The sequence below is a fragment of the Embleya sp. NPDC008237 genome (assembly GCF_042956465.1).
Lineage (GTDB): Bacteria > Actinomycetota > Actinomycetes > Streptomycetales > Streptomycetaceae > Embleya.
In genome coordinates, this window is record NZ_JBIBGL010000007.1 from 425,778 (window position 1) to 447,468 (window position 21,691).

Here is a 21,691-nt window from a genome sequence, read left to right on the forward strand (position 1 = left end):
ACGGGGGTTCGTCGCCCTGCCGCGCGGCCGAAGGGTCTTTGCGCAGATCAACCGGACTACCACCGTCCGATTGATTGCCGTCGTGCACGGTTTCCTGCATGGCGTCCCCCCGAGGTGACCCGGCTCCCCGCCGGATCCTGCCTCCTTGGGACACCGCGGCCGGCGCATCCTCACGCCCCGTATGCGAGGAATTTTTCGGGCGGGATGGGTGCGGCGGTCGACCCGGAGGCGGACGCGAAGGCCGCGCGGGGGTCGAGGCGGGATCGCCCCGGCCGGCCGATCCCGCGCCGCACCGACGCGTGCCTCCGCGCCCGCACCGACCGAACGACCCCCGCGCCCCGCGCCCTGCTCCCACGCCCGACCCCCGCACCCTGCCCTTCCGCGCCACGGCGCGTGTGTACAGGCCCGGTCCGCGCGCCGCCCAGGCGATCGCGGGCCGGGCTCGGACTCGGGCGCCGGCCCGAGTCCGATCAGGCCTCCTAGCGGGCCGGTTCCGGCAAGGGCGTGCCCTCCGCCGGCAACGAGGCCGTGTCCGGTTCGGCGGCCGTGGGCGCGGCCGGTGCGCGGCGCACCAGCAGGCCGACCGCGCCGACCACCACCGCGATGGCGATCAGGTACCCGAAGGTGCCCTGGAATGCGGACACCACGGCGTGGCTCTCGGTGCGCTTCTGCAGCACCAGTGCGGCGATGGCGATACCGAGCGTGCCGCCGATCTGGTTGCCGAGGTAGACGGCCGCGGTCGCGCTGGGTACCGACTCCGGGGCCACCGAACCGAAGACGGAGGACATCGCGGGCGCGCCGACGAAGCCCAGTCCCGCGCCGGTCACCAGCGAATAGCCCACCAGGATCGCCGTGTTCGTACCGGCGTCGGCGGTGCTGAAACCCAGGATGCCGAGCGCGGCCAGCACGCCGCCGAACGGGATCAGCGCACGGGCGCCGACCCTGTCGAACAGTTGGCCGGCGATCGGCATACCGATCCACACGCCGACGCCCTGCGGCACCAGCAGCAGGCCGGCCGCCATCACGCCGCGGTCGCGTGCCACCTGGTAGTACAGCGGAATCAGGAACAGCAACGAGAACAGCAGGATGCCGGTCAGGAACACCGCGCCGATGCCGACCGCGAAACCGCGGATCCGGAACAACCGCACGTCGATCAGCGGGTGCTCGGCGCGCAGTGCGTGCAGCACGTAGCCGATGATCAGGGCGGCGCCCGCGACCAGCGCCGCGATCACCCGCGGTGCGCCGAAGCCGCTGTCGCCGGCGGCCTGGGAGAGGCCGTAGACGACCGCCGCGAAGCCGGGGCACAGCAGCGAGATGCCGCGTGCGTCCAGCGGCGGCGGCTCGCCCTCGCGCGGCGGATCGGCCGGGATCTGCCGGTAGGCGAGCGCCAGGGCGATCACGCCGATCGGCAGGTTGATGATGAACATCCAGCGCCAGTTGGCGTGTTCGAGCAAAACGCCGCCGAGCACCGGGCCCAGGATCGGACCCAGGGTGACCACGGCGCCGACGATGCCGATCATCTTGCCCGCCCGCTTGGGCCCGGCGGCCAGGGCCAGCATGGTCAGCAGGGTCGGCTCCAGCGCGCCGACGCCGATGCCCTGGAGCACCCGGAACGCGATCAGGCTCTCCGCGTTCCAGGCGATCGCGGACAATGCCGAGCCGGCCAGGAAGACGGTCAGGCCGGTGAGCCACACCGTCTTGCCGCCGAATCGGCCGGCGGCCCAGCCGGCCAGTGGCACGGTCGCGGCCAGCGCCAACAGATAGCCGGTGGCCACCCATTCGATGGTCTCGAGTGGTGCGTCGAAGTGTTCGCCGAGGGTGTCGATGCCGACGTTGACGATCGTGGTGTCCAGGATCCCCATCACGCCGCCGAGCAGCATGACCAGCATCAGACGCAGGAGTGGCCCGTCGATCCTGGTCTCGGGGTCGGGAGGTGCGGTGGCCATGGATGCCTCCAAGTTACCGATGAGATCAGTTAACTAAACTCGCGAGTAAAAATTAACAGCACGTCTGGTAACGTCGCAACATGGTCGAGGGAACGAAGAGGTCGACGACGCGAGCGGCCGGCGACACGGCGGCACGGAGCACGCCGGCGGGCCGAGCGACGACCGGATCGCCGACAACCGGATCAGCGCCCGCGGGACCGTCGGCGGCAGATCCGACGACGACCCGCGCGCCTGCGCCCCCTCCCGCCCACGGCACGACGCGCGGCCGGATCGACAAGCGTCGGGCGATCCTGGCCGCCGCCGAGGCGGTGTTCACCCGTGAGGGCTACACACTGGCCGGCATCGATGCGATCGCCGCCGAGGCCGGCGTGTCCAAGCCGACCATCTACAACCACCTCGGCGGCAAGGAGAACCTCTTCCGCACCGTCATGGTCGAGGCCGCGATCGAATCCAGCGGCCGGATCCTGGCCGCGCTGGAGGCGTTCCCCACCGATGCCGAGGAGTTGCATCCGCGGCTGACCGCGATCGCTCACCGCGTCGTGCAGTGTCAGGCGGGCGAGAAGGGTTGGGCGCTCCAGCGGCTGGTGTACGCCGAGGCGGCGCGCTTCCCGGACCTGTACGACACCATCCGCGAGGGTGGCACCGTACAGATCATCGACGCCCTGGCCGGCCGACTGGCCCGGCTCGCGCACGGCGGACACCTGGACATCGACGACCCGGTCACCGCCGCGAACCAGTTCCTGGCACTGATCTCCGGCGACCTGCCCACGCTCACCGCGCTGGGCACCCGGCCGGTGGACGACGCGGCCCTCGATCGCGCGGTGACCGCCGGGGTGACCACGTTCCTGCGCGCGTTCGCCCCGCGTGAGGGCGCAGGCGCGGTCACGACGCGGCCCCGCCACTGAGCACCCGCCCACCGCGCGCCTCCGGCTCCCCGGGGCCTGCCGCACTTGCCGGACCCGCCGCGTCCGCCACCTCACCGGCCGCCGCCGCGACGGTCTCGACCGCCACTGCGTGCGCCACCGCCGTACCGTGCGTCACCGCTGCCCCGGGCGCCTCCGTCACCCCGGCCGTCTTCCCCACCTCTACCCCCACCGCCGCAATCGGGCGCGGTACGGCGGCCAGCAGCTCGCGCGTGTATTGCGCCTCGGGCCGGATGAACACCCGCTCGGCGTCGCCGCTTTCCACCACCCGGCCGTCCTTCATCACCAGGATGCGATCGCTCACGTGCCGGATCACCCCCAGATCGTGCGAGATGAACAGCAGCGCCAGGCTCAACTCGGCCCGCAGGTCGGCGAGCAGGTCCAGGATCTGCGCCTGGATGGACACGTCCAGCGCGGACACCGGCTCGTCGCACACGATCAACTCGGGCGACGGTGCCAAGGCCCGGGCGATGGCCACCCGTTGCCGCTGGCCGCCGGACATGTCGCGTGGTCGCCGATCCAGCAGATCCGTGGACAGGCCGACCTGATCGAGGAGTTCGAGAACCCGGGCGCGATGCGCGGCCCGGGTGGAGCGCAGCCGGCCGCCCGGCAGCCCCGCCGCGGCGACCGCCTCGCCCAGGATGCGGGCGACCGGATACCGGGGGTCGAACGAGCCGAGCGGGTCCTGCTGTACGGCCTGGATCCGGCCGCGCGAGGCGCGCCGCGCGGATTCGGGCAGCTCGCTCCAGGGCGCGTCGCGAAAGCGCACCACACCCGCGTCGGGACGCTCCCAACCCAGCACGATCCGCGCGACCGTGGTCTTGCCGGACCCGGACTCGCCCACCACGCCCAGGGTTTCGCCCGACCGCAGCGCGAACGACACGTCCCGGACCGCGTCGTGCCCGGTGCCGTCCGGCCCGCGGAAGCGCTTGCCGATCCCGGTCGCCTCCAGCAGCACCGCGCCCACCGGCGGCGCGGCGGGCACCGCGACCCGGGTCGAGCCGACCGGTGCGGACAGCCGGGTCCCCTTCGCGTCGGCCGACGGCACCGCCGCGAGCAGTGCCCGGGTATAGGTGTGCTCCGGCTCGGTCAGGACCCGTTCGGCGGGCCCCTGTTCGACGATTCTGCCCGCGTGCATCACCGCGATCCGGTCCGCCAGCCGGGCCACCGCGGCCAGGTCGTGGCTGATCAGCAACACGGCGGTGCCCCGCTCCTTGAGCCGGCCCAACAGGGTGAGCACCTGGGCCTGCACGGTGACGTCGAGCGCGGTGGTCGGCTCGTCCGCGAGCAGCAGTTCGGGGCCGCCGGCCAGCGCGGATGCGATCAGGGCGCGCTGGCGCAGGCCGCCGGAGAGCTGGTGCGGATACTGCCTCGCGCGGCGCGCCGGATCCGGGATGCCCACGTCGTCCAGGAGTTCGAGCACACGATCGCCGACCCGAGCGCGTGGTACCACCGCGTGGGTGCGCAGCGCCTCGGCGACCTCCGCGCCGACCGTGCGCAACGGGTCGAGCGAGACCAGCGCGTCCTGGAGGACCAGGCCGATCCGGCGGCCCCGGAGCGCCCGCCAGCGCGATTCGGACAGCATGCTCAGGTCGGTGCCCGCGAAGGCGAGTCGGCGGGCGCTCACCCGGGCTCCGCCCCCGGTGAGTCCGACCAGGGTGCGCGCGGTGACGCTCTTCCCGGAGCCGGACTCGCCGACCACGGCCAGACATTCGCCGCGTGCGAGGGTGAACGACACGTCGCGCACCACCGGTTCTCGGCCGGGAAAGGCGACGTCGAGTCCGTCCACGACGAGCAGCGGCTCGGTCGGGGCAGTGGTGGTCATCGGGGAATCCCTCCGGCGAAACGGGTACGGGCATGCCGACCGGCCACGTTCACCGCGATCACGGCGCAGGTGACCGCGGCGCCGGGGAACACCCCGATCCACCACGCGGTCTCCAGGAAGCCGCGACCCTCGGAGAGCATCGCGCCCCATTCGGGCGAGGGCGGTTGCGCGCCCAGGCCCAGGAAGCTGAGCCCGGACGCATAGATCAGCGACGTGCCGAAGCCGACCGTGCCCAGCACCAGGAGCGGCCCGATCGCATTGGGCAGCACATGCCGCACGATCAGCACGGGTCGGCGCAGACCCAGGCCGGCCGCCGCCTCGACGTATCCCGAACGCCGCACCACGAGCGCCTCGGCGCGAACCAGGCGTGCGTAGCCGGGCATTGCCGCGATGGCCACCGCGACCATCACGTCCACGGTGCCGCGCCCGAGCAGGGTGACCACGAACAGCGCGAGCAACAATTCGGGCAGCGACAACATGATGTCGGCCAGGCGCATGCAGATGTGATCGGCGGCCCGGCCGCCGAGCGCCGAGAGCAGCCCCCAGGCGGTGCCGCCGACCAGGGCGAACGCGGTTGCGCCCAGGCCCAGCAGCAGGGAAGGGCGGGCGCCGTGCAGGACTCGGGCGAACACGTCGCGGCCGAGTTGATCGGTGCCGAACCAGTGCTCGGCGTCGGGACCCCGCAGGGCGGCGAGCGGATCGGTCTCGATCGGTGAGGTGCCGGTGAACAGGCCGGGCGCGAGCCCGAGCAGCGCGAACAACACCAGGACGGCGAGCGCCACCACGACGCTCGGACGCGGGGTGCCGTGTCGGCGGATCCGGACTCGCCGTTTCCCGGGTGCCGAAATCCCGCTCATTCGCTCATCCCTTCCGCAGTCGTGGGTCGACGACGGCGTAGAGCACGTCGGTGAGTTGCGAGATGAGCACGAAGACCAGGGCGGCCAGCAGCACGACGCCCATCACCACCGGCATGTCCTTGGTGTTCACCGACTGCAGGGTCAGGGCGCCGATGCCGGGCCGGGCGAAGACCTTCTCGACCAGCACCGTGCCGCCCAGCAGGGTCCCGGTCAGCCAGCCCGACAGGGTCAGCAGCGGGATCGCCGCGTGCCGGAAGGCGTGCCGGGCCCGCACCGCGCCCCGGCTCAGTCCGCGCGCCCGCGCGGTGACCACGAACGGCTCGGCCAGCGCCTTCTCCAGGCCCTCGCGCAACACTTGGGCCAGCACGCCGGCGATCGGCAGGGCGAGGGTGACCGCGGGCAGCACCAGCGTCTCGATGCCCTCGGCGCCGGCCACCGGGAACCACTGCAGGCGGAACGAGAACACGGTCAGGAGCACGATGCCCAGCCAGAACGACGGCGTGGAGACCGCGACCAACTCCCAGGCGCCGAGCGCCGAGCGCAGCACCGACCGGCGCCCGGCGGTGGCAAGCGCCGAGACCACCGCGATCACCACCGCCAACACCAGGGCCGCCATCGCCAGTTCGAAGGTCGAGCCGAACTGCTCGCCGATCAGCGCGGACACCGGCTGTTGGAGCTGATAGGACTCGCCCAGTCGGCCGTGCAGCAACTCGCCCAGATAGTGCAGATATTGGCTGAACAGCGGGTCGTCGAAGCCGTAGTCGGCCCGGATCTGCGCGCGCACGGCGGGGGACGCGGTGGTCTGCGGGCCCAGCAGCGTGGCCACCGGATCGCCCGGCAGCAGCTTGAGCCCGGCGAACGCGAGTGTCGCGGCGCCCAGCAGCACCGAGGCGATCGCCACCAGCCGCCCGCCCACCGCGCGCAGGACGCGCGGCAGCCGGGCCGGCTCGACCGATGTCACGGCGACGGTCATCGCCGCGCGGTCCACACGTCGTGGAACAGCGGCCACGCGTTCGGGTCCAGCCGCAGACCGTTGATCTGCTTGCCGGTCGCGAACAGTGTGGTGGCCGAGTAGAGCGGCACCACCGCGGCGTGCTCGACCACCCACGCCTGGGTTTGCGCGTAGAGCCGATCGCGGGTGGCCCGATCCAGTGTCGCCGCCGCCGCGTTGGTCCACTCGTCGATCTGCGGGTTGCTCAGCCAGGCCGCGTTCTGTCCGCCGGTGCTGGGCAGGTTCGCCGAGTTGAAGTACAGCCGCAACACATCCGGCTCGAACCGGGCCCAGCTCATGTCCAGCACGTCGTACTTGCCGGCGTACGCGTTCGTGGTGAACGCGCCCAGGTCCAGCGCCGGCCGCTGGACCTCGACGCCGATCTTCTTCAGGTCCGCCTGGACCGCCTGAGCCAGGATGTCGCGCTGTTCGCGCACCGCCGCCGGTGCACTCGGCCACTGCACGCTCAGCCGTTTGCCCTCCCGGGTCCGGTAGCCGTCGCCGTCGCGCGCGCTCCACCCGGCCTCGTCCAGCAACCGCCCGGCGAGCGCCGGGTCGTAGGGCCAACTGTTCTCCAGCGACCTGTCGTAGGCGGGTGTGGCCGATCCCAGCGGGCCCCAGGCACGCCGATACTGGTCGAAGTAGATGGACTGGATGTTCGGCCCGATGTTGATCCCGCGCTGCACCGCCCTGCGCACCCGCTCGTCGTCGAACGGCGCCCGGGTGGTGTTCAGGAACAGGCTGTACACGGCGCCGGCGAAGTCGTGGCGCAGGATGCGTACGTCCGCGCGCCCCTCCAGGCTCTTGACGTTCACCGGCGGGATCGACCCGGCGATGTCCACCTGACCGCCGGCGAACGCACCCACCCGGACCGAGTCCTCGGTCAGGAAGCGGAAGGTGAGTTTGTCCAGGTAGGCGGCGCCCTGGTGCTTGGATCCGGCGGGCGCCCAGTTGTACGCCGGGTTGTTCTCCAGGGTCAGGCTCTGGCCCTTGGTGTGCGCCGCGAACTTGAACGGCCCGGTGCCCACCAGGTGCGCGCCGCCGGCGCACAGCTTGTCGCCGCTCGCGGCCAGGGCCTGCGGCGAGTAGAAGCCGAGGTAGGCGGTGCTCGCGGCCTGGAGGAACGGCGCGAACGGCTTGGCGAAGGTGACCTTGACGGTCGCCGGGTCGAGCACCTCGGCGCCGGTGTAGGGGCCGAGCAGACTGGCCGCGTACTGCGACTTGGTGGTCTTGGCCGCGATCCTGTCGAAGTTGACCTTGACCGCGTTCGCGTCGAAGGCGGTGCCGTCGGTGAACTTCACGTCGGTGCGCAGCTTGAACGTGTAGCTCGTCAGGTCCGGCGCGGTCTCCCACGAAGTGGCCAGCCAGGGATGGAAATTGCCCTGGTCGTCCTCGGAGACCAGCGAGTCGAAGACGTTGCGCTGAATGGACGCGGTGATGTCCTGCGGACTGACGTGGATGTCGAAGCAGGTCGGCTCGGTGTTGATCGCCACGGTGGCGGAGCCGCCCTTGACCGGCGGACCCGCGTCCGCCTCCGCGGCGGCCTTGCCGGTCTCGGTGGTGGAGGAACAGGCCGACAGGACCAACGCGGCGGCCAGGGCCGCACCGACGATTCCGGGTAGACGTGGTCGGATTACGCGCATGGTCGAGTCCTGTCGAGAGTGGGAGGTGATGCGAAGGGGCGCAGGGCGAAGCGATGACCGCCGCCGGCACATCCAGGAAGGTAGTGGCGCCGCGCCGACCCCCAGCACCCCTAACGAACCCCTACCGACCCTTGTCGGTACGCGCGGGATCGGGATGTTGGCCGGAGTTGTCCGCCCGGGCGGCATTCGTACGCCCGGCCCGCGGCAAAATGGGGCGAACGGTGCGTGCGGGTGTCGGCTTTCTTTCGCGACACCTTCGTGTTGACGCGACGCGGGCGGATTTCTAGACTGCCGTTCAGCTATGAAGCGAAAGTCCGGATCACCGACTCAGAGCTTTTCTACTTCTTCTTCGGAGATGGCCGTGCAGGGGACCCGTGGTGCGAGCGCCTCGCGACTCGCCCTGGTGTCCCGCCTCGACGTGGACCTCGCGCGCATGTCCAGCGGACTGTGTCGCTGAATCCGTCGTCGTAGGGATCGTTCGTCGGGTCGAGGCCCATGTGTTGCCCGGTGACGGGTGTGCCCGTCAGCGGGTGCGCATGGCCGTCGCACCCGTACATCCGACCAGGACCGGATCGATCCCTCTCCGTTTCCGAGGTCTCCTCGGGCTTGCCGGCATGCCCGGCGGCTCCGGCGCCCCGGGCCCCGAAATCGTGCGTCCCGGTCGTATCGAGGTGTGGATATCGTGCCTCGCCGCGGACCCGGGGGTGGTACGCGCGTGGGGAAATATTAATCAGAGTTAATAGCGAATTCAACACGCGGAAACGCATGGATTTCCGCCGGGGGAGTGGCACGTGTTTTTCGTGGGGCGAACCGAGGAACTCAGCCGATTGGATACCGCCCGGGCCCGCTGCGCGACGGGCGTCGGCGGCGTGACCACCGTCTGCGGACCCGTGGCGGTCGGCAAGACCGCCCTCCTGCACGCCTTCGGCGATCGGCCCGCGACCGACGACGCCCTCTTCCTGCGTGCCGTGGGCACCCCGATGGAACAGGACTTCCCGCTCGGCGTGGTCCGCCAACTGGTCCAGTCCGCGCCCCTGGCGGACGCGGACGCGCAGCGGATCGGCAGGCTCCTGGACGACGGCGCGTACACCGCCGCCTTCGGCGGAACCGACGCGTTGGATGCGACCACGGTGCGTGCGGTGCACGAACTGTGTGCGGTGATCCTGGCGTTGGCCGTAGCGAACCCGGTCGTGGTGGTGGTGGACGACATCCAGCACGCCGACCCGGTGTCCCTGCAATTCCTGGCCCACCTGATCCGTCGGATCCGCAGCGCCGCGGTTCTGGTGTTGCTCGGCGAGCGCGAGCACGCCGCCGCGCCCTCGGCCGCCTTCGCCGCGTTCTCCGCGGACGTCGAACGCCAGCCGCACCACCAGCGGATCCGCCTCGGACTGCTCGGCAAGGGCCCGATCACCGAACTGCTCGGTCACCATCTCGGCCCGGTCGCCGCCGCCCGGTTGTCCGCCGACGTGCTCGAACTCAGCGGGGGCAACCCGCTGTTGGTCCGCGCCTTACTGGAGGACATGGGCCCCGGGGCGCGCTCCGACCCGGCGCGGCGCCCGTTGCGGCCCACCGTCGCGGACGCGTACTGCCGGGCCGTGGTCGGCTGCCTCTACCGGCTCGACCCGGCCACCGTGCAGGTCGCACGCGGACTGGCCGTGCTCGGCGAATCCGAGACCACCGAGGGCCTGGCCGAACTGCTCGAACTCGAACCCGCCACGGCCACCCGCGCGGCGCGCACCCTCAACGACGCCGGCCTGGTGGCCTGCGGCAGATTCCGCGACGACCGGGCCCGGTCGGCGGTGCTGGACACGATGACCCGCCCGGATCGCGAGCACGCGCACGGCCGGGCGGCGACCCTGCTGCACATCGACGGCGCCCCCTCCGAGTCGGTCGCCAAACACCTGGCCGGCGCCGGGGACTTCCGCGCCCCGTGGGCGGTGCGCACGCTGCGCGAGGCGGCCGAGACGGTGGTCGCCGAGGGCGATCTGCGGCTCGCCGTGGACTACCTCAAGCTGGCCGAACGCATCGCGCCGGACGAATGCACCCGGGTGTCGATCAAGGCATTCCTGATCGGCCTGGAATGGCTGGTCAACCCGGCCGCCGCGGCCCGACACGTGCCGTGGCTGGCCACCGCCGTACGGGACGGCCGGCTCGGCGGGCGCGACGCGCTGGTGTGCGTGCGCTACCTGGCCTGGTACGGCCGACTCGACGAGGCCAAGGCCGTGATCGACGCCGGTTGGCAGTCCTGCGCGCCCGGCGAGGCGGACGCATGGGTCACCGCCGCCGAGGCCCGCGCCGCCCGGACCTGGCTCAAGTACTGGTATCCGGCCGGGGACGCGGGCCCGCCCGGGCCCGAACCGGAGGTGTCCCCGCTGCCCGCGACCATCGGCCGGATCGAGGGGCTGGATCTGCTGACCGCCGTACTGGCCGGCCGGCTCGGCGGCGACCAGGTGTACGACCGCGCCGAACGCATCCTGCGCGGCTCGCGCCTGGAGGACGCCACGGTGGAGTCGCTCACCTCCACGCTGACCGCGCTCGTCTACGCCGATCGGGCCGCGCAGGCGCAGGAGTGGTGCGTCGCGCTGATCGACCGGGCCGCCGCCCGGCGCAGCCCGATCGCCCATGCCCTGCTCGCCGCGGTGCTCGGCGAGATCGCGGTCCGTCAGGGCGACCTGCTCGGCGCCGAGGACAGCGCCAAGACCGCGCTGGCCCGGATCGTGCCGGAGGGCTGGGGGGTTGCGGTGGGTGTCCCGCTGGCCGCGCGGATCTCCTCGGCGGTGGCCCGGGGCGACCACGAGCAGGCCGCTCGCTACCTGGAACTGCCGGTGCCGGGGGCCATGTTCCGCACCCCGGCCGGACTGCACTACCTGCACGCGTGCGGCCGGTACAACCTGGCCACCGGCCGCCCCGACGCGGCCCTGCACGACTTCATGTCCTGCGGCGAGCTGATGATGGCGTGGCGGATGGACCTGCCCGGGATCGTGCCGTGGCGGGTCGAGGCGGCCCGCGCCCACGTGCGGTTGGGCGATCCGGACGCGGCCCGGGAACTGCTCGCGGACCAGTTCGAGCGATTGCCCGACGAGCCGTCCCGCACCCGGGGACTCGCGCTGGGCGTCCAGGCCTCGGTCGTCGAACTGCGTCGCCGACCCGCGCTGTTGTGGGAGGCGATCCGCGAACTCCAAGCCTGTGGCGATCGCTTCGAGCTGTCCTTGGTCTTCGCCGACCTGGGCGACGCGTACCGCGAGCTGGGCGAGTTCGGCCGGGCCCGGCGCGCGGCGCAGCGGGCCCGGCAGCTGTCCGAGATGTGCCAGGCCGCACCGCCGCGCACCCTGGTGCGGACCGAGCGGCTGGCCGCTGTACCCGACCGGGACGGCGCGATACCCGAGGCGCCGGAGCCGGCGCCGCTGCACGAACCGGCCCGGATCGGCGAGTCCGGCCGGGTCGCCGAGCCCGGTCGGGTGCGCGCGCCGGAGCCGCCCGCGATGGTCGCGGAGCCCTCCGGCGTCGAAGAACAGTTGGGCGCGGGGTTGAGCGACGCCGAGCGCCGGGTCGCGGCACTGGCCGCACAGGGTCAGACCAACCGGGAGATCTCGCGTCGGTTGTTCATCACGGTCAGCACCGTCGAACAACACCTGACCAGGGTCTATCGCAAACTCGGCGTGGCCCGCCGACTGGACCTGCCGCCCTGGCTGGAGGAGGAGATCGCGGGCTGAACGGCCCCCGACCGGGGGTGGGACCGGCTCTGCCGCGCCGACGTGTGGCGGATTCGGAACACCCCGGTCGGGGGCCCTTTCGTGGGTCCTCGCCTGTGGGGTCGGTAGGGGATCGACAGGGGTTATCGGGGTGGGGTGCGCCGGACGAATCTGGAGACCGTTCGGCGCAGTCGTCGCCGTTCGGGATCGGACCGTTCGGATGAGGGGCGAGCACTCCGCGATGATGAGCCGCGAGAACACCACCGGCAGCAGCGACCGGCACGGCACCGCGATCGCCGTCATCGGGACGGCGTGCCGGCTGCCGGGCGCCGCCGACCCCACCGCGTTCTGGGAACTGCTGCGCGAGGGCGCCGCCGCGGTGGGCGAACCCACCGCAGCGCGTCGACGCGGCGCCGACCTGCGGCCCGGGGGCTACCTGGACCGGGTCGACGCCTTCGACGCGGCCTTCTTCGGGATCTCGCCGCGCGAGGCGGACGCGATGGACCCGCACCAGCGGCTGTTCCTCGAACTCGGGTGGGAGGCCGCCGAGGATGCCGGCCTCCCACCCGGATCCCTGGCCGGCACCCGGGCCGGGGTCTTCGTCGGCGCGATCGCCAACGACTGGTCCACGGTCGTCCACCGGCACGGCACCGATGCGATCACCCGACACACCTTCACCGGCGTCGCCCGCGGCCTGATCGCCAACCGGCTGTCCTGGGCCCTGGATCTGGGCGGCCCGAGCCTGACCGTAGACACCGCGCAGTCCTCCTCGCTGGTCGCGGTCCACCTGGCCTGCGAGAGCCTGCGCAGCGGCGAGTCGACCGTCGCGTTCGCCGGCGGCGTGCACCTCAACCTGGCGCCGGAGAGCACCGTGGCCGCGGAACGCTTCGGCGGCCTCTCGGCCGACCACCGCTCGTTCACCTTCGACGAACGGGCCAACGGCTTCGTGCGCGGCGAGGGCGGCGCGGTGGTGCTGCTCAAGCCGCTGGAGGCGGCACTGGCCGACGGCGACCCGATCCACGCGGTCATCCACGGCAGCGCGATCACCAGCGACGGCGACACCGACGGATTCACCGTTCCGGACACCGGCGCGCAGACGGACGTGCTGCGCCGGGCGGCACACGCGGCGGGCATCACCCCCGAACGGATCCAGTACGTCGAACTGCACGGCACCGGCACCCGGGTCGGCGACCCGATCGAGGCCGCCGCCCTGGGCGAGGCGTACGGCGCGGGGCGAACGGGCGCCGATCGGGTCGCGGTCGGCTCGGCCAAGACCAACGTCGGCCACCTGGAGGGCGCGTCCGGCATCGTCGGCCTGCTCAAGACCGTGCTGGGCATCCGGCATCGCACCCTGCCCGCGAGCCTGAACCACACCACCCCCAACCCGGCGATCGACCTGGACGCGGCCGGCCTGCGGGTGCAGACCGAACCCGGCCCCTGGCCGCACCCGGACCGCCCCCTGTTCGCCGGGGTCAGCTCGTTCGGGATGGGCGGGACGAACTGCCACGTCGTACTGGGCGAACCGCCCGCCACGCGCTCCGCAGACCTGCCCGGAGCACGCGCGTTCACCGAGGCCGCCGCCGTGCTCCCGTGGCCGCTGTCCGCCCGCGATCCGCAGGCGCTGCGCGGTCAGGCCGAACGGCTGCACGCGACACCGACCGCGCTCACCGCGCCGCAGGACGTCGCGCTGACCCTGGCCGCCGGCCGGACCGCGTTCGAGCACCGGGCCGTCGTACTCGGCGCGGACTCTGCCGAACTCGTCGAAGCCACCGCCGCGTTGGCCGCCGGGCTGCCGACCGCCCGTGCGGTGACCGGCCGCGCCCGCCCACACACCTCGACCGTGTTCGTCTTCCCCGGCCAGGGCTCGCAATGGATCGGCATGGCCGGCGAACTGCTGCACACCTCGCCGGTGTTCGCCGCGCACCTGGACGCCTGCGCCGACGCGCTCGCGGCCCACGTGGACTGGTCGCCGCACGACGTCCTGCGCGACGCAGCCGGCGCGGCCTCCCTGGAGCGGGTGGACGTGGTACAGCCCGTGCTGTTCGCCGTGATGGTCTCGCTGGCCCGCCTGTGGGAGGCGTTCGGGGTCCGCCCGGACGCGGTGATCGGGCATTCGCAGGGCGAGATCGCCGCCGCGCACATCGCCGGCGCGCTGACCCTGGCCGACGCGGCCCGCCTGGTGGCCCGACGCAGCCGACTGCTGGCCCGCCTCGCGCCCGGCGGCGGCATGGCCTCGATCCCGCGCCCCGCCGACGAGGTGCGCACCAAGCTCGGCGACCGGGCCGACCGGGTGGGCATCGCGGCGATCAACGGCCCCGCGTCCACGGTGGTCTCCGGCGACCGGGACGCGCTGGACGCACTGCTCGCCGAGTACACCGCCGCCGGTGTGGATGTGCGGGTCATCCCGGTCGACTACGCCTCGCACTCGCCGCACGTGGAACCGCTGCGCGCCGACCTGGCCCGCGAACTCGCCGGGATCGAACCGGCGCCGAGCCCGATCGTGTTCTACTCCACCGTCACCGGCGGCCCGCTGGAGACCACCGAACTGGACGCCGACTACTGGTACCGCAACCTGCGCGGCACGGTGCGCTTCGACGACGCGGTCCGCGCCGCGCTCGCCGACGGCCGGCGCACCTTCGTCGAGGCGAGCCCGCACCCCGTGCTGACCATGGGACTTCGGCAGATCCTGGACGCGGACGAGACCGCCGGCGCGCACGCGCTGACCGTGGGCACACTGCGCCGCGGCGACGGCGGCCCGCGCCGATTCTCGACCTCGCTGGCCCAGGTGTACGTACACGGCACCCCGGTGGACTGGACCGCCGCGCTGCCGGCGAGCGCCCGACGCACCGCGCTGCCCACGTACGCCTTCCTGCGCACCGCGCACTGGATCGCCGAACCCGCCGAACCCGCCACCGCTTTGCCCGCCGCCGCTCCCGACATCGCCGTGCGGTCGGCCGCACCCGAGGACCCGGCCACGGAGCCGGAGTCGGCCGCCGCGACCGGGCCCGATCCGCTGACCCTGGTCCGCGCCACCGCCGCCGTCGTGCTGGGCTATGCCGGCCCGGGTGCGGTCGACCCGGACCGCACGTTCAAGGACCTCGGCTTCGACTCGGTCGGCGCGCTGGAGTTCCGCGACCGGCTGGCCGCCGCGAGCGGGACCCGGCTGTCCGCCTCGCTGACGTTCGACCACCCGACCCCCCGGGCGGTGGCCCGCCGACTCGCGGACCACACGGCCGGCACCGTGCCCGCCGGCGTGGGACCGTCCGGGGCCGCACCGACGCCGGTCGCGCACGAGGACGACCCGATCGTCGTCGTCGCGGCCGGCGGCCGGTGGCCCGGCGGCGCGGACACCCCCGAGGCGCTGTGGGACCTGCTCGCCGAGGGGACGGACACGATCGGACCCTTCCCGAACAACCGCGGCTGGGACCTGGACGCGCTCTACGATCCCGAACTGGCCAGGCCCGGCACGTCCTCCGTGCGCGCGGGCGGCTTCCTCTACGACGCCGACGCGTTCGACCCCGGCTTCTTCGGGATCAGCCCGCGCGAGGCGGCCGCGATGGATCCGCAGCAACGCCTGCTCCTGGAGACCGCCTGGGAGGTGGTCGAGCGGGCCGGCATCGCGCCGAGCACGCTGCGCGGCACCCGGGCGGGCGTGTTCGTCGGCGCCATGCCGCAGGACTACGGGCCGCGCCTGCACGAGGCACCCGAGGGCTACGGCGGCCACCTGCTCACCGGCAGCCTGAGCAGCGTCGCCTCCGGCCGGTTGGCCTACACGCTGGGCCTGGAGGGTCCGGCCCTGACCATCGACACCGCGTGCTCCTCGTCCCTGGTCGCCCTGCACCTCGCGGTGCGTGCGCTGCGGGCGGGCGAATGCACCCTGGCACTGGCCGGCGGCGTCACGGTGATGTCCACGCCGGGCATGTTCACCGAGTTCAGCCGCCAGCACGGGCTCGCCCCGGACGGGCGGTGCAAGCCGTTCTCGGCCGCCGCCGACGGCACCGCGTGGGCCGAGGGCGTCGCGCTGGTCCTGGTGGAGCGCCTGTCCGACGCCCGTCGCCTGGGCCACCCGGTACTCGCGGTGGTGCGCGGCAGCGCGGTCAACCAGGACGGCGCGTCCAACGGGCTGACCGCCCCCAACGGCCCGGCCCAGCAGCGGGTGATCCGCCAGGCGCTGGCCGACGCCCGGCTGACCCCGGCCGAGATCGACGCGGTCGAGGCGCACGGCACCGGGACCACACTCGGCGACCCGATCGAGGCGGAAGCGCTGCTCGCCACCTACGGTGCGGACCGTCCCGACGATCGCCCGCTCCTGCTCGGCTCGGTCAAATCCAACCTCGGACACACCCAGGCCGCCGCCGGGGTGACCGGCGTGATCGCGCTGATCGAGGCGATGCGGCACGGCGAACTCCCACGCACCCTGCACCTGGACGCACCGTCCCCGCACGTGGACTGGTCCCGCGGCGGTGTCGAGCCGCTCGCCGCACGGACCGCCTGGCCACGGCACGATCGGCCGCGCCGCGCGGCGGTGTCCTCGTTCGGGATCAGCGGCACCAACGCACACGTCATCCTGGAGCAGGCCCCGCCGACCCCGCCCTCGACCGGTACCGACCAGGGCGGCCCGTGGTTGTTGTCCGCCGCGAGCGAGGAAGCGCTGGGCGCCCAGGCGGCCCGGCTGCGCACCCACCTCGCCGACCACCCGGACGCCTCCCTCGGCGACGTGGGCTTTACGCTCGCCGACGGTCGGGACACCTTCGCCCACCGTGCGGTGGTCACCGGAGCCGGCCGAGTGGACCTGCTGCGCGGTCTCGACGCACTGGTCGACGGAGTCGATGCGGCGAACCTGATCCGCGGCGAGGCCCGCCCGGCCGGGTCGCTCGCCGTGCTGTTCGCCGGCCAGGGCAGCCAGCGCGTCGGCATGGGCAGCGAACTGTACGCGGCGGAGCCGGTGTTCGCTCGCGCCCTGGACGAGGTACTGGTGTACCTGGACGCCGCCCTCGGCCGCCCCCTGCGCGACCTGCTGTTCGCCGCGCCGGACAGCCCCGAGGCCGCGCTGCTGCACGCGACCGAGTACACCCAGCCCGCGCTGTTCGCGGTGGAGACCGCGCTGTACCGCCTCGCCGAGTCGTACGGGATCCGCGCGGACCACCTGATCGGCCACTCGATCGGCGAACTGACCGCCGCGCACGTCGCCGGCGTGCTCACCCCGGCCGACGCCGCGACCCTGGTGGTGGCCCGCGGCCGGTTGATGGGCGGTCTGCCGGCCACCGGCGCGATGATCGCACTCCAGGGCACCGAGGAGGAGATCGCCGAACTGGTCGCCGGACACGAGGCGCACGCGGGCATCGCGGCGATCAACAGCCCCGATTCCGTGGTCGTATCCGGTACCGCCGAGATCGTCGAGGAGCTGGCGGCGCGATGGGGCGCGACCGGTCGCAAGAGCAAACGACTCCGGGTCAGTCACGCGTTCCACTCGCCGCACATGGACGCCGTCCTGGCCGAGTTCCGCACCGTCGCGGCGGGTCTGCGCTTCGCCGCACCGCGCATCCCGATCGTGTCCAACCTGACCGGAGCGGTGGCCGACGCCGCCGAACTGGCCGATCCGGACTACTGGGTTCGGCACATCCGCGAGGCGGTCCGGTTCCGCGACGGCATCCGTACCCTCGCCGAACTCGGCACCACCACCTACCTCGAACTCGGCCCCGACGCCGTGCTCACCGCACTGACCCTGGCAAGCCTGGACGACCCCGCGCCGGTCGTGCTTTCCGCACTGCGCGCCGACCGCCCCGAAGCACGCACCTTCACCGGCGCCCTGGCCCGCCTGCACGTCACCGGCACCCCGCTCGACTGGACCCCGGCCTGGGCCGACCGCGCGGTGCGCCGGGTCGACCTGCCCACGTACGCGTTCCAGCGCCGCCGGCACTGGCTGGACGCACCGCAGCCCGCCGCCGACCCGACCTCGGCCGGATTCGACCCGAGCGAACACCCGCTGCTCGGAGCAGGCTTCGAACGCGCGGACGGCTCCGGCCGGGTGTGGACCGGCGTGTTGTCCGCCCGGACCCCGTGGCTGGCCGAGCACGCCGTGCACGACACGATCCTGCTGCCCGGCACCGCCTTCGTCGATCTGGCGCTGTACGCCGCCGCGCAGGTCGGTGCCGGCGGCCTGGACGAACTCGTGCTGGCCGCACCGCTGGTGCTGCCCGCGGACGGCACCGTGCGGATCGAACTCGCGGTGGGCGCCGCGGACGCGGACGGCACCCGACCGGTGACCGTGCACTCGCGTACCGCCGACGCCGGCGACTGGACCCGGCACGCCGCCGGCCGGCTGACCCCGGCCGAAATCGCCGAAACCGGCCGGGCACAGGGCGCGTGGCCGCCGCCGGACGCCGTGCCGGTCGACGTCGAGGATTTGTACGGGCGGCTCGCCGACCTGGGCTACCACTACGGCCCGACCTTCCGCGGCCTGCTCGCCGCCTGGCGGCACGGTGACGACCTGCTCGTGGAGGTCGCGCTGCCGGAGTCGACCGAGGAGACCGGCCACCGGGTCCACCCCGCACTGCTGGACGCCGCGCTGCACGGCGTGATCGGGCTGTTGCCCGGGGCCGAACCGGGCGCGCCCACCCGGTTGCCGTTCGCGTGGGCCGGGGTCACCGCACACGCCGCCGGCGCCCGCGAACTGCGGGTGCGGATCGCCCCGATCGGCCCCGACGCGGTCGCGCTGACCGCGGCCGACGCCGAGGGTACGCCCGTGCTGTCGATCGACCGGCTGACCCTGCGGGCGATCCCGGCCGAGCGGCTCGGCGCGCGCCCGGCGGCTGCGGGGGACCCCTGGTTTCAGGTGCACTGGGTGCCGGTGCCGGGGGTGGTGCCGAGCCCGAGCCCGGCGCCGGGCGCCGACGTCGAGGCCGAAGTCGAGCAGGGTCGCTGGGTCGTGCTCGGGAGCGGGGGGTCGAGCCCGCTCGGATCCGCCGCCCAGTCCGCGGCGTTCGGTCGGCCGGTGGAGGTGCACGCCGACCTTGCCGCGCTGCGCACCGCGCTCGTCGGCGGGGCGACTCCGCCCGCCTACGTGCTGGTGCCCTTCGATCGGCCGATCCCGGCCCTGGGCACCGTCGTCGCCACCCACGCGGTGACCGAGCGGGCCGTCATGCTGCTGCGCGAATGGTCGGCCGAACCACGCCTGGCCGACATCGAACTCGTCCTGGTCACCCACGAGGCGGTCGCCACCCACGCCGGCGAGGACGTCCGCGATCTGACCGCCGCCGGCCTGTGGGGCCTGGTCCGCGCGGCGGCGGGCGAACACCTCGGCCGACTGCGCCTGCTCGACCTGGACCGACACCCCGACTCGGCCGCCGCGGTGCCGGCGGCGCTGGCCGGCGGCGAACCGCACCTCGCCCTGCGCGGCGGCGCGATCCTGGCACCGCGACTGGCACCGATACGTCCCGAGGACGCGCTCGAACCGCCCGCTCCGCCCGCTCCCTGGCGCCTGGACGTGACCGAGCCCGGCAGCATCGACAACATCGCGCTGCTGCCCGCCCCCGAGGCCGCCGCACCCCTGGCGCCCGGCCAGGTGCGGATCGCGGTGCGCGCGGCCGGGTTGAACTTCCGCGACGTGCTGATCGCACTCGGCGGATACCCCGGCGCCGCCCGGATCGGCGCGGAGGGCGCCGGCCGGGTCCTGGAGGTCGGCCCGGACGTGACCGAACTCGCGGTCGGCGACCGGGTGATGGGCCTGCTCCCCGGCATCCTGGGCTCGCACGCCGTGGTCGACCACCGAATGCTCACCCCGATCCCGGCGGGCTGGACCTACGCCCAGGCCGCGACCGTGCCGGTGGCGTTCCTGACCGCCTACCACGGCCTGATCGAGCTGGCCGGCCTACGACCGGGCGAATCGGTACTGGTCCACGCCGCCACCGGCGGAGTCGGCACGGCCGCGGTGCAACTGGGCAGACACCTGGGCGCCGACGTCTACGGCACGGCAAGCCCGGCCAAGTGGCCCACACTGCGCGCCCAAGGGCTGGCCGACGACCGGATCGCCTCCTCGCGCACCCTCGACTTCGAGGCCGGCTTCCGTGCCGCGACCGCGGGACGCGGCATCGACGTCGTACTCAACTCGCTGGCCCGCGAATTCACCGACGCCTCACTGCGGTTGCTCGCGCCCGCCGGCCGGTTCGTCGAGATGGGCAAGACCGACCCGCGCGAGCCGGCCGCGGTCGCCGCCGCGCACCCGGGCGTCGACTACCGCGCCTTCGACCTGCTGACCCTGGAACCGGCCCGGATCGGCCGGATGCTTCGGGTATTGGCACCGCTGTTCGCGGCCGGCACGCTCACCCCGCTGCCGGTGACCGCGTGGGACATCCGACACGGCGTGCGGGCGCTGCGCCGGCTGAGCTCGGCCCGACACACCGGCAAGCTGGTACTGACCGTCCCGCCCGTACCCGGGGGCCTCGACCCGACCGGCACCGTGCTGATCACCGGCGGCACCGGCGCGCTCGGCGCACTCGCCGCCCGCCGGCTGGTCACCCGGCACGGCGCCCGCCGGCTGCTGCTGGTCGGCCGGACCGGACCCGCAGCCCCCGGGGCCGACGAACTGCGCGCCGAACTGGCCGCATCGGGCGCCGAGGTGCGGATCGCCGCGTGCGACGTGGCCGACCCGACCGCCCTCGCCGAGCTGCTGGCATCAATCCCGGCCGCCCACCCGCTCACCGCCGTCGTGCACACCGCCGGCGTGGTCGCGGACGGCACGCTCACCACCACCGACCCCGAGCGGCTGCACGCCGTGCTGCGGCCCAAGGTGGACGCCGCGTGGAACCTGCACACCCTCACCGCCGACCTGGACCTGTCCGCGTTCGTGCTGTACTCGTCGGCCGTCGGCGTCCTCGGCAACCCCGGCCAGTCGGCCTACGCCGCCGCCAACACGTTCCTGGACGCGCTCGCCCACCACCGACACAGCCACGGCCTGCCCGCGACCTCGATCGCGTGGGGCCACTGGGCCGAGGCCGGCGGCCTGGCGGCGCACCTGACCGACGTGGACCGCCGCCGGATGGCGGGCAGCGGACTGGCCCCGATGAGCACCGAAACCGGCCTCGACCTGTTCGACCGCGCACTGGACACACCACTGCCCGCCCCGCTCGCGGCCCGGCTCGACACCGGCGCGCTGCGTCCGGACGCGGCCACCGAACTCCTGGCCGACGTGGCTCGCGCGGCCACCCCCGGGCGGGTACCCGCACAACGCGGCGCCCCGACCCGCGCGGGCGCGGCCCGCAGGCCCGCGGCCGGGATCCGGGAGCGGCTCGCGGGCCGCCCGGTGGACGAACAGCGGCGCGAGTTGCTGCTGTTCGTCCGGGTCACCGCGGCAACCATCCTCGGGCACGAGGGCCCGGCCGCGATCAAGCCCGAACGCGGCTTCCTGGAGACCGAGTTCGATTCGCTGGGCGCGATCGAGCTGCGCAACCGGATCAACGCCGGCACCGGTCTGGAGCTGCCCTCCACGCTGATCTTCGACCACCCCACGCCGATTGCCCTGGCCGAGCACCTGCGCGAGCGCCTGTTCGCTGTGACATCGCCCCCGGCTGCCGGCCCGCTGCTCGCCGAACTCGACCGGTGGCAGGTCTCGTTGACCGACCTACTGGCCGACGGCGCGGTCCCGGACGAGGACTTCCGCACCGGAGCGGTCAGTCGGCTGTACGACCTGCTGGGTCGGCTCGGGGCCGCCGCTCCCGGGGATCCGACCACGGCGCTGATCGAACAGCTCGGCGCGGGCGGCGACGACGAGCTCTTCGACTTCATCGACAACGAACTCGGCATCTCCTGAACCCGG

At 73.6% G+C, this 21,691-nt stretch carries 8 protein-coding genes; 3 read left to right on the forward strand and 5 right to left on the reverse strand.

The genetic code is table 11. From position 1 onward, the window contains the following. Positions 1 to 479: 479 nt before the first annotated feature. Positions 480 to 1,946: a DHA2 family efflux MFS transporter permease subunit gene (locus tag ACFZBU_RS20810; RefSeq protein WP_391585098.1), complete on the reverse strand. Its 1,467-nt coding sequence runs from the start codon at positions 1,944 to 1,946 to the stop codon at positions 480 to 482. A gap of 290 nt (positions 1,947 to 2,236) precedes the next feature. Here ACFZBU_RS20810 and ACFZBU_RS20815 point away from each other — a divergent pair, with 290 nt between their 5' ends. After that, on the forward strand, positions 2,237 to 2,851 hold the full coding sequence (locus tag ACFZBU_RS20815; protein ID WP_391585150.1) for a TetR/AcrR family transcriptional regulator: 615 nt from the start codon (positions 2,237 to 2,239) through the stop codon (positions 2,849 to 2,851). On the opposite strand, the gene ACFZBU_RS20820 is transcribed toward ACFZBU_RS20815, so the two are convergent. The 4 genes from ACFZBU_RS20820 to ACFZBU_RS20835 are packed head-to-tail and all read right to left on the reverse strand — an operon-like array spanning position 2,829 to position 8,185. Next, complete coding sequence (locus ACFZBU_RS20820; RefSeq protein WP_391585099.1) at positions 2,829 to 4,694, reverse strand: dipeptide ABC transporter ATP-binding protein; 1,866 nt, start codon at positions 4,692 to 4,694, stop codon at positions 2,829 to 2,831. The two genes, ACFZBU_RS20815 and ACFZBU_RS20820, sit on opposite strands and share 23 nt — an antisense overlap. After that, the gene (locus tag ACFZBU_RS20825; RefSeq protein ID WP_391585100.1) at positions 4,691 to 5,551 is read right to left on the reverse strand and encodes an ABC transporter permease; all 861 of its coding nucleotides are present in this window, start codon (positions 5,549 to 5,551) and stop codon (positions 4,691 to 4,693) included. Before ACFZBU_RS20825 ends, ACFZBU_RS20820 begins: the two co-directional genes overlap by 4 nt. A gap of 4 nt (positions 5,552 to 5,555) precedes the next feature. After that, on the reverse strand, positions 5,556 to 6,524 hold the full coding sequence (locus tag ACFZBU_RS20830) for an ABC transporter permease (protein ID WP_391585101.1): 969 nt from the start codon (positions 6,522 to 6,524) through the stop codon (positions 5,556 to 5,558). Then, complete coding sequence (locus ACFZBU_RS20835) at positions 6,521 to 8,185, reverse strand: ABC transporter substrate-binding protein (RefSeq protein ID WP_391585102.1); 1,665 nt, start codon at positions 8,183 to 8,185, stop codon at positions 6,521 to 6,523. The genes ACFZBU_RS20830 and ACFZBU_RS20835 overlap by 4 nt, the downstream gene beginning before the upstream one ends. A 791-nt stretch (positions 8,186 to 8,976) precedes the next feature. On the opposite strand from ACFZBU_RS20835, the gene ACFZBU_RS20840 reads away from it, so the two are divergent. Together ACFZBU_RS20840 and ACFZBU_RS20845 are read left to right on the forward strand one after the other, a co-directional pair. Next, positions 8,977 to 11,898: an AAA family ATPase gene (locus tag ACFZBU_RS20840; RefSeq protein WP_391585103.1), complete on the forward strand. Its 2,922-nt coding sequence runs from the start codon at positions 8,977 to 8,979 to the stop codon at positions 11,896 to 11,898. A gap of 199 nt (positions 11,899 to 12,097) precedes the next feature. Next, the gene (locus ACFZBU_RS20845; RefSeq protein WP_391585104.1) at positions 12,098 to 21,685 is read left to right on the forward strand and encodes an SDR family NAD(P)-dependent oxidoreductase; all 9,588 of its coding nucleotides are present in this window, start codon (positions 12,098 to 12,100) and stop codon (positions 21,683 to 21,685) included. The last annotated feature ends 6 nt before the right edge of the window (positions 21,686 to 21,691 follow it).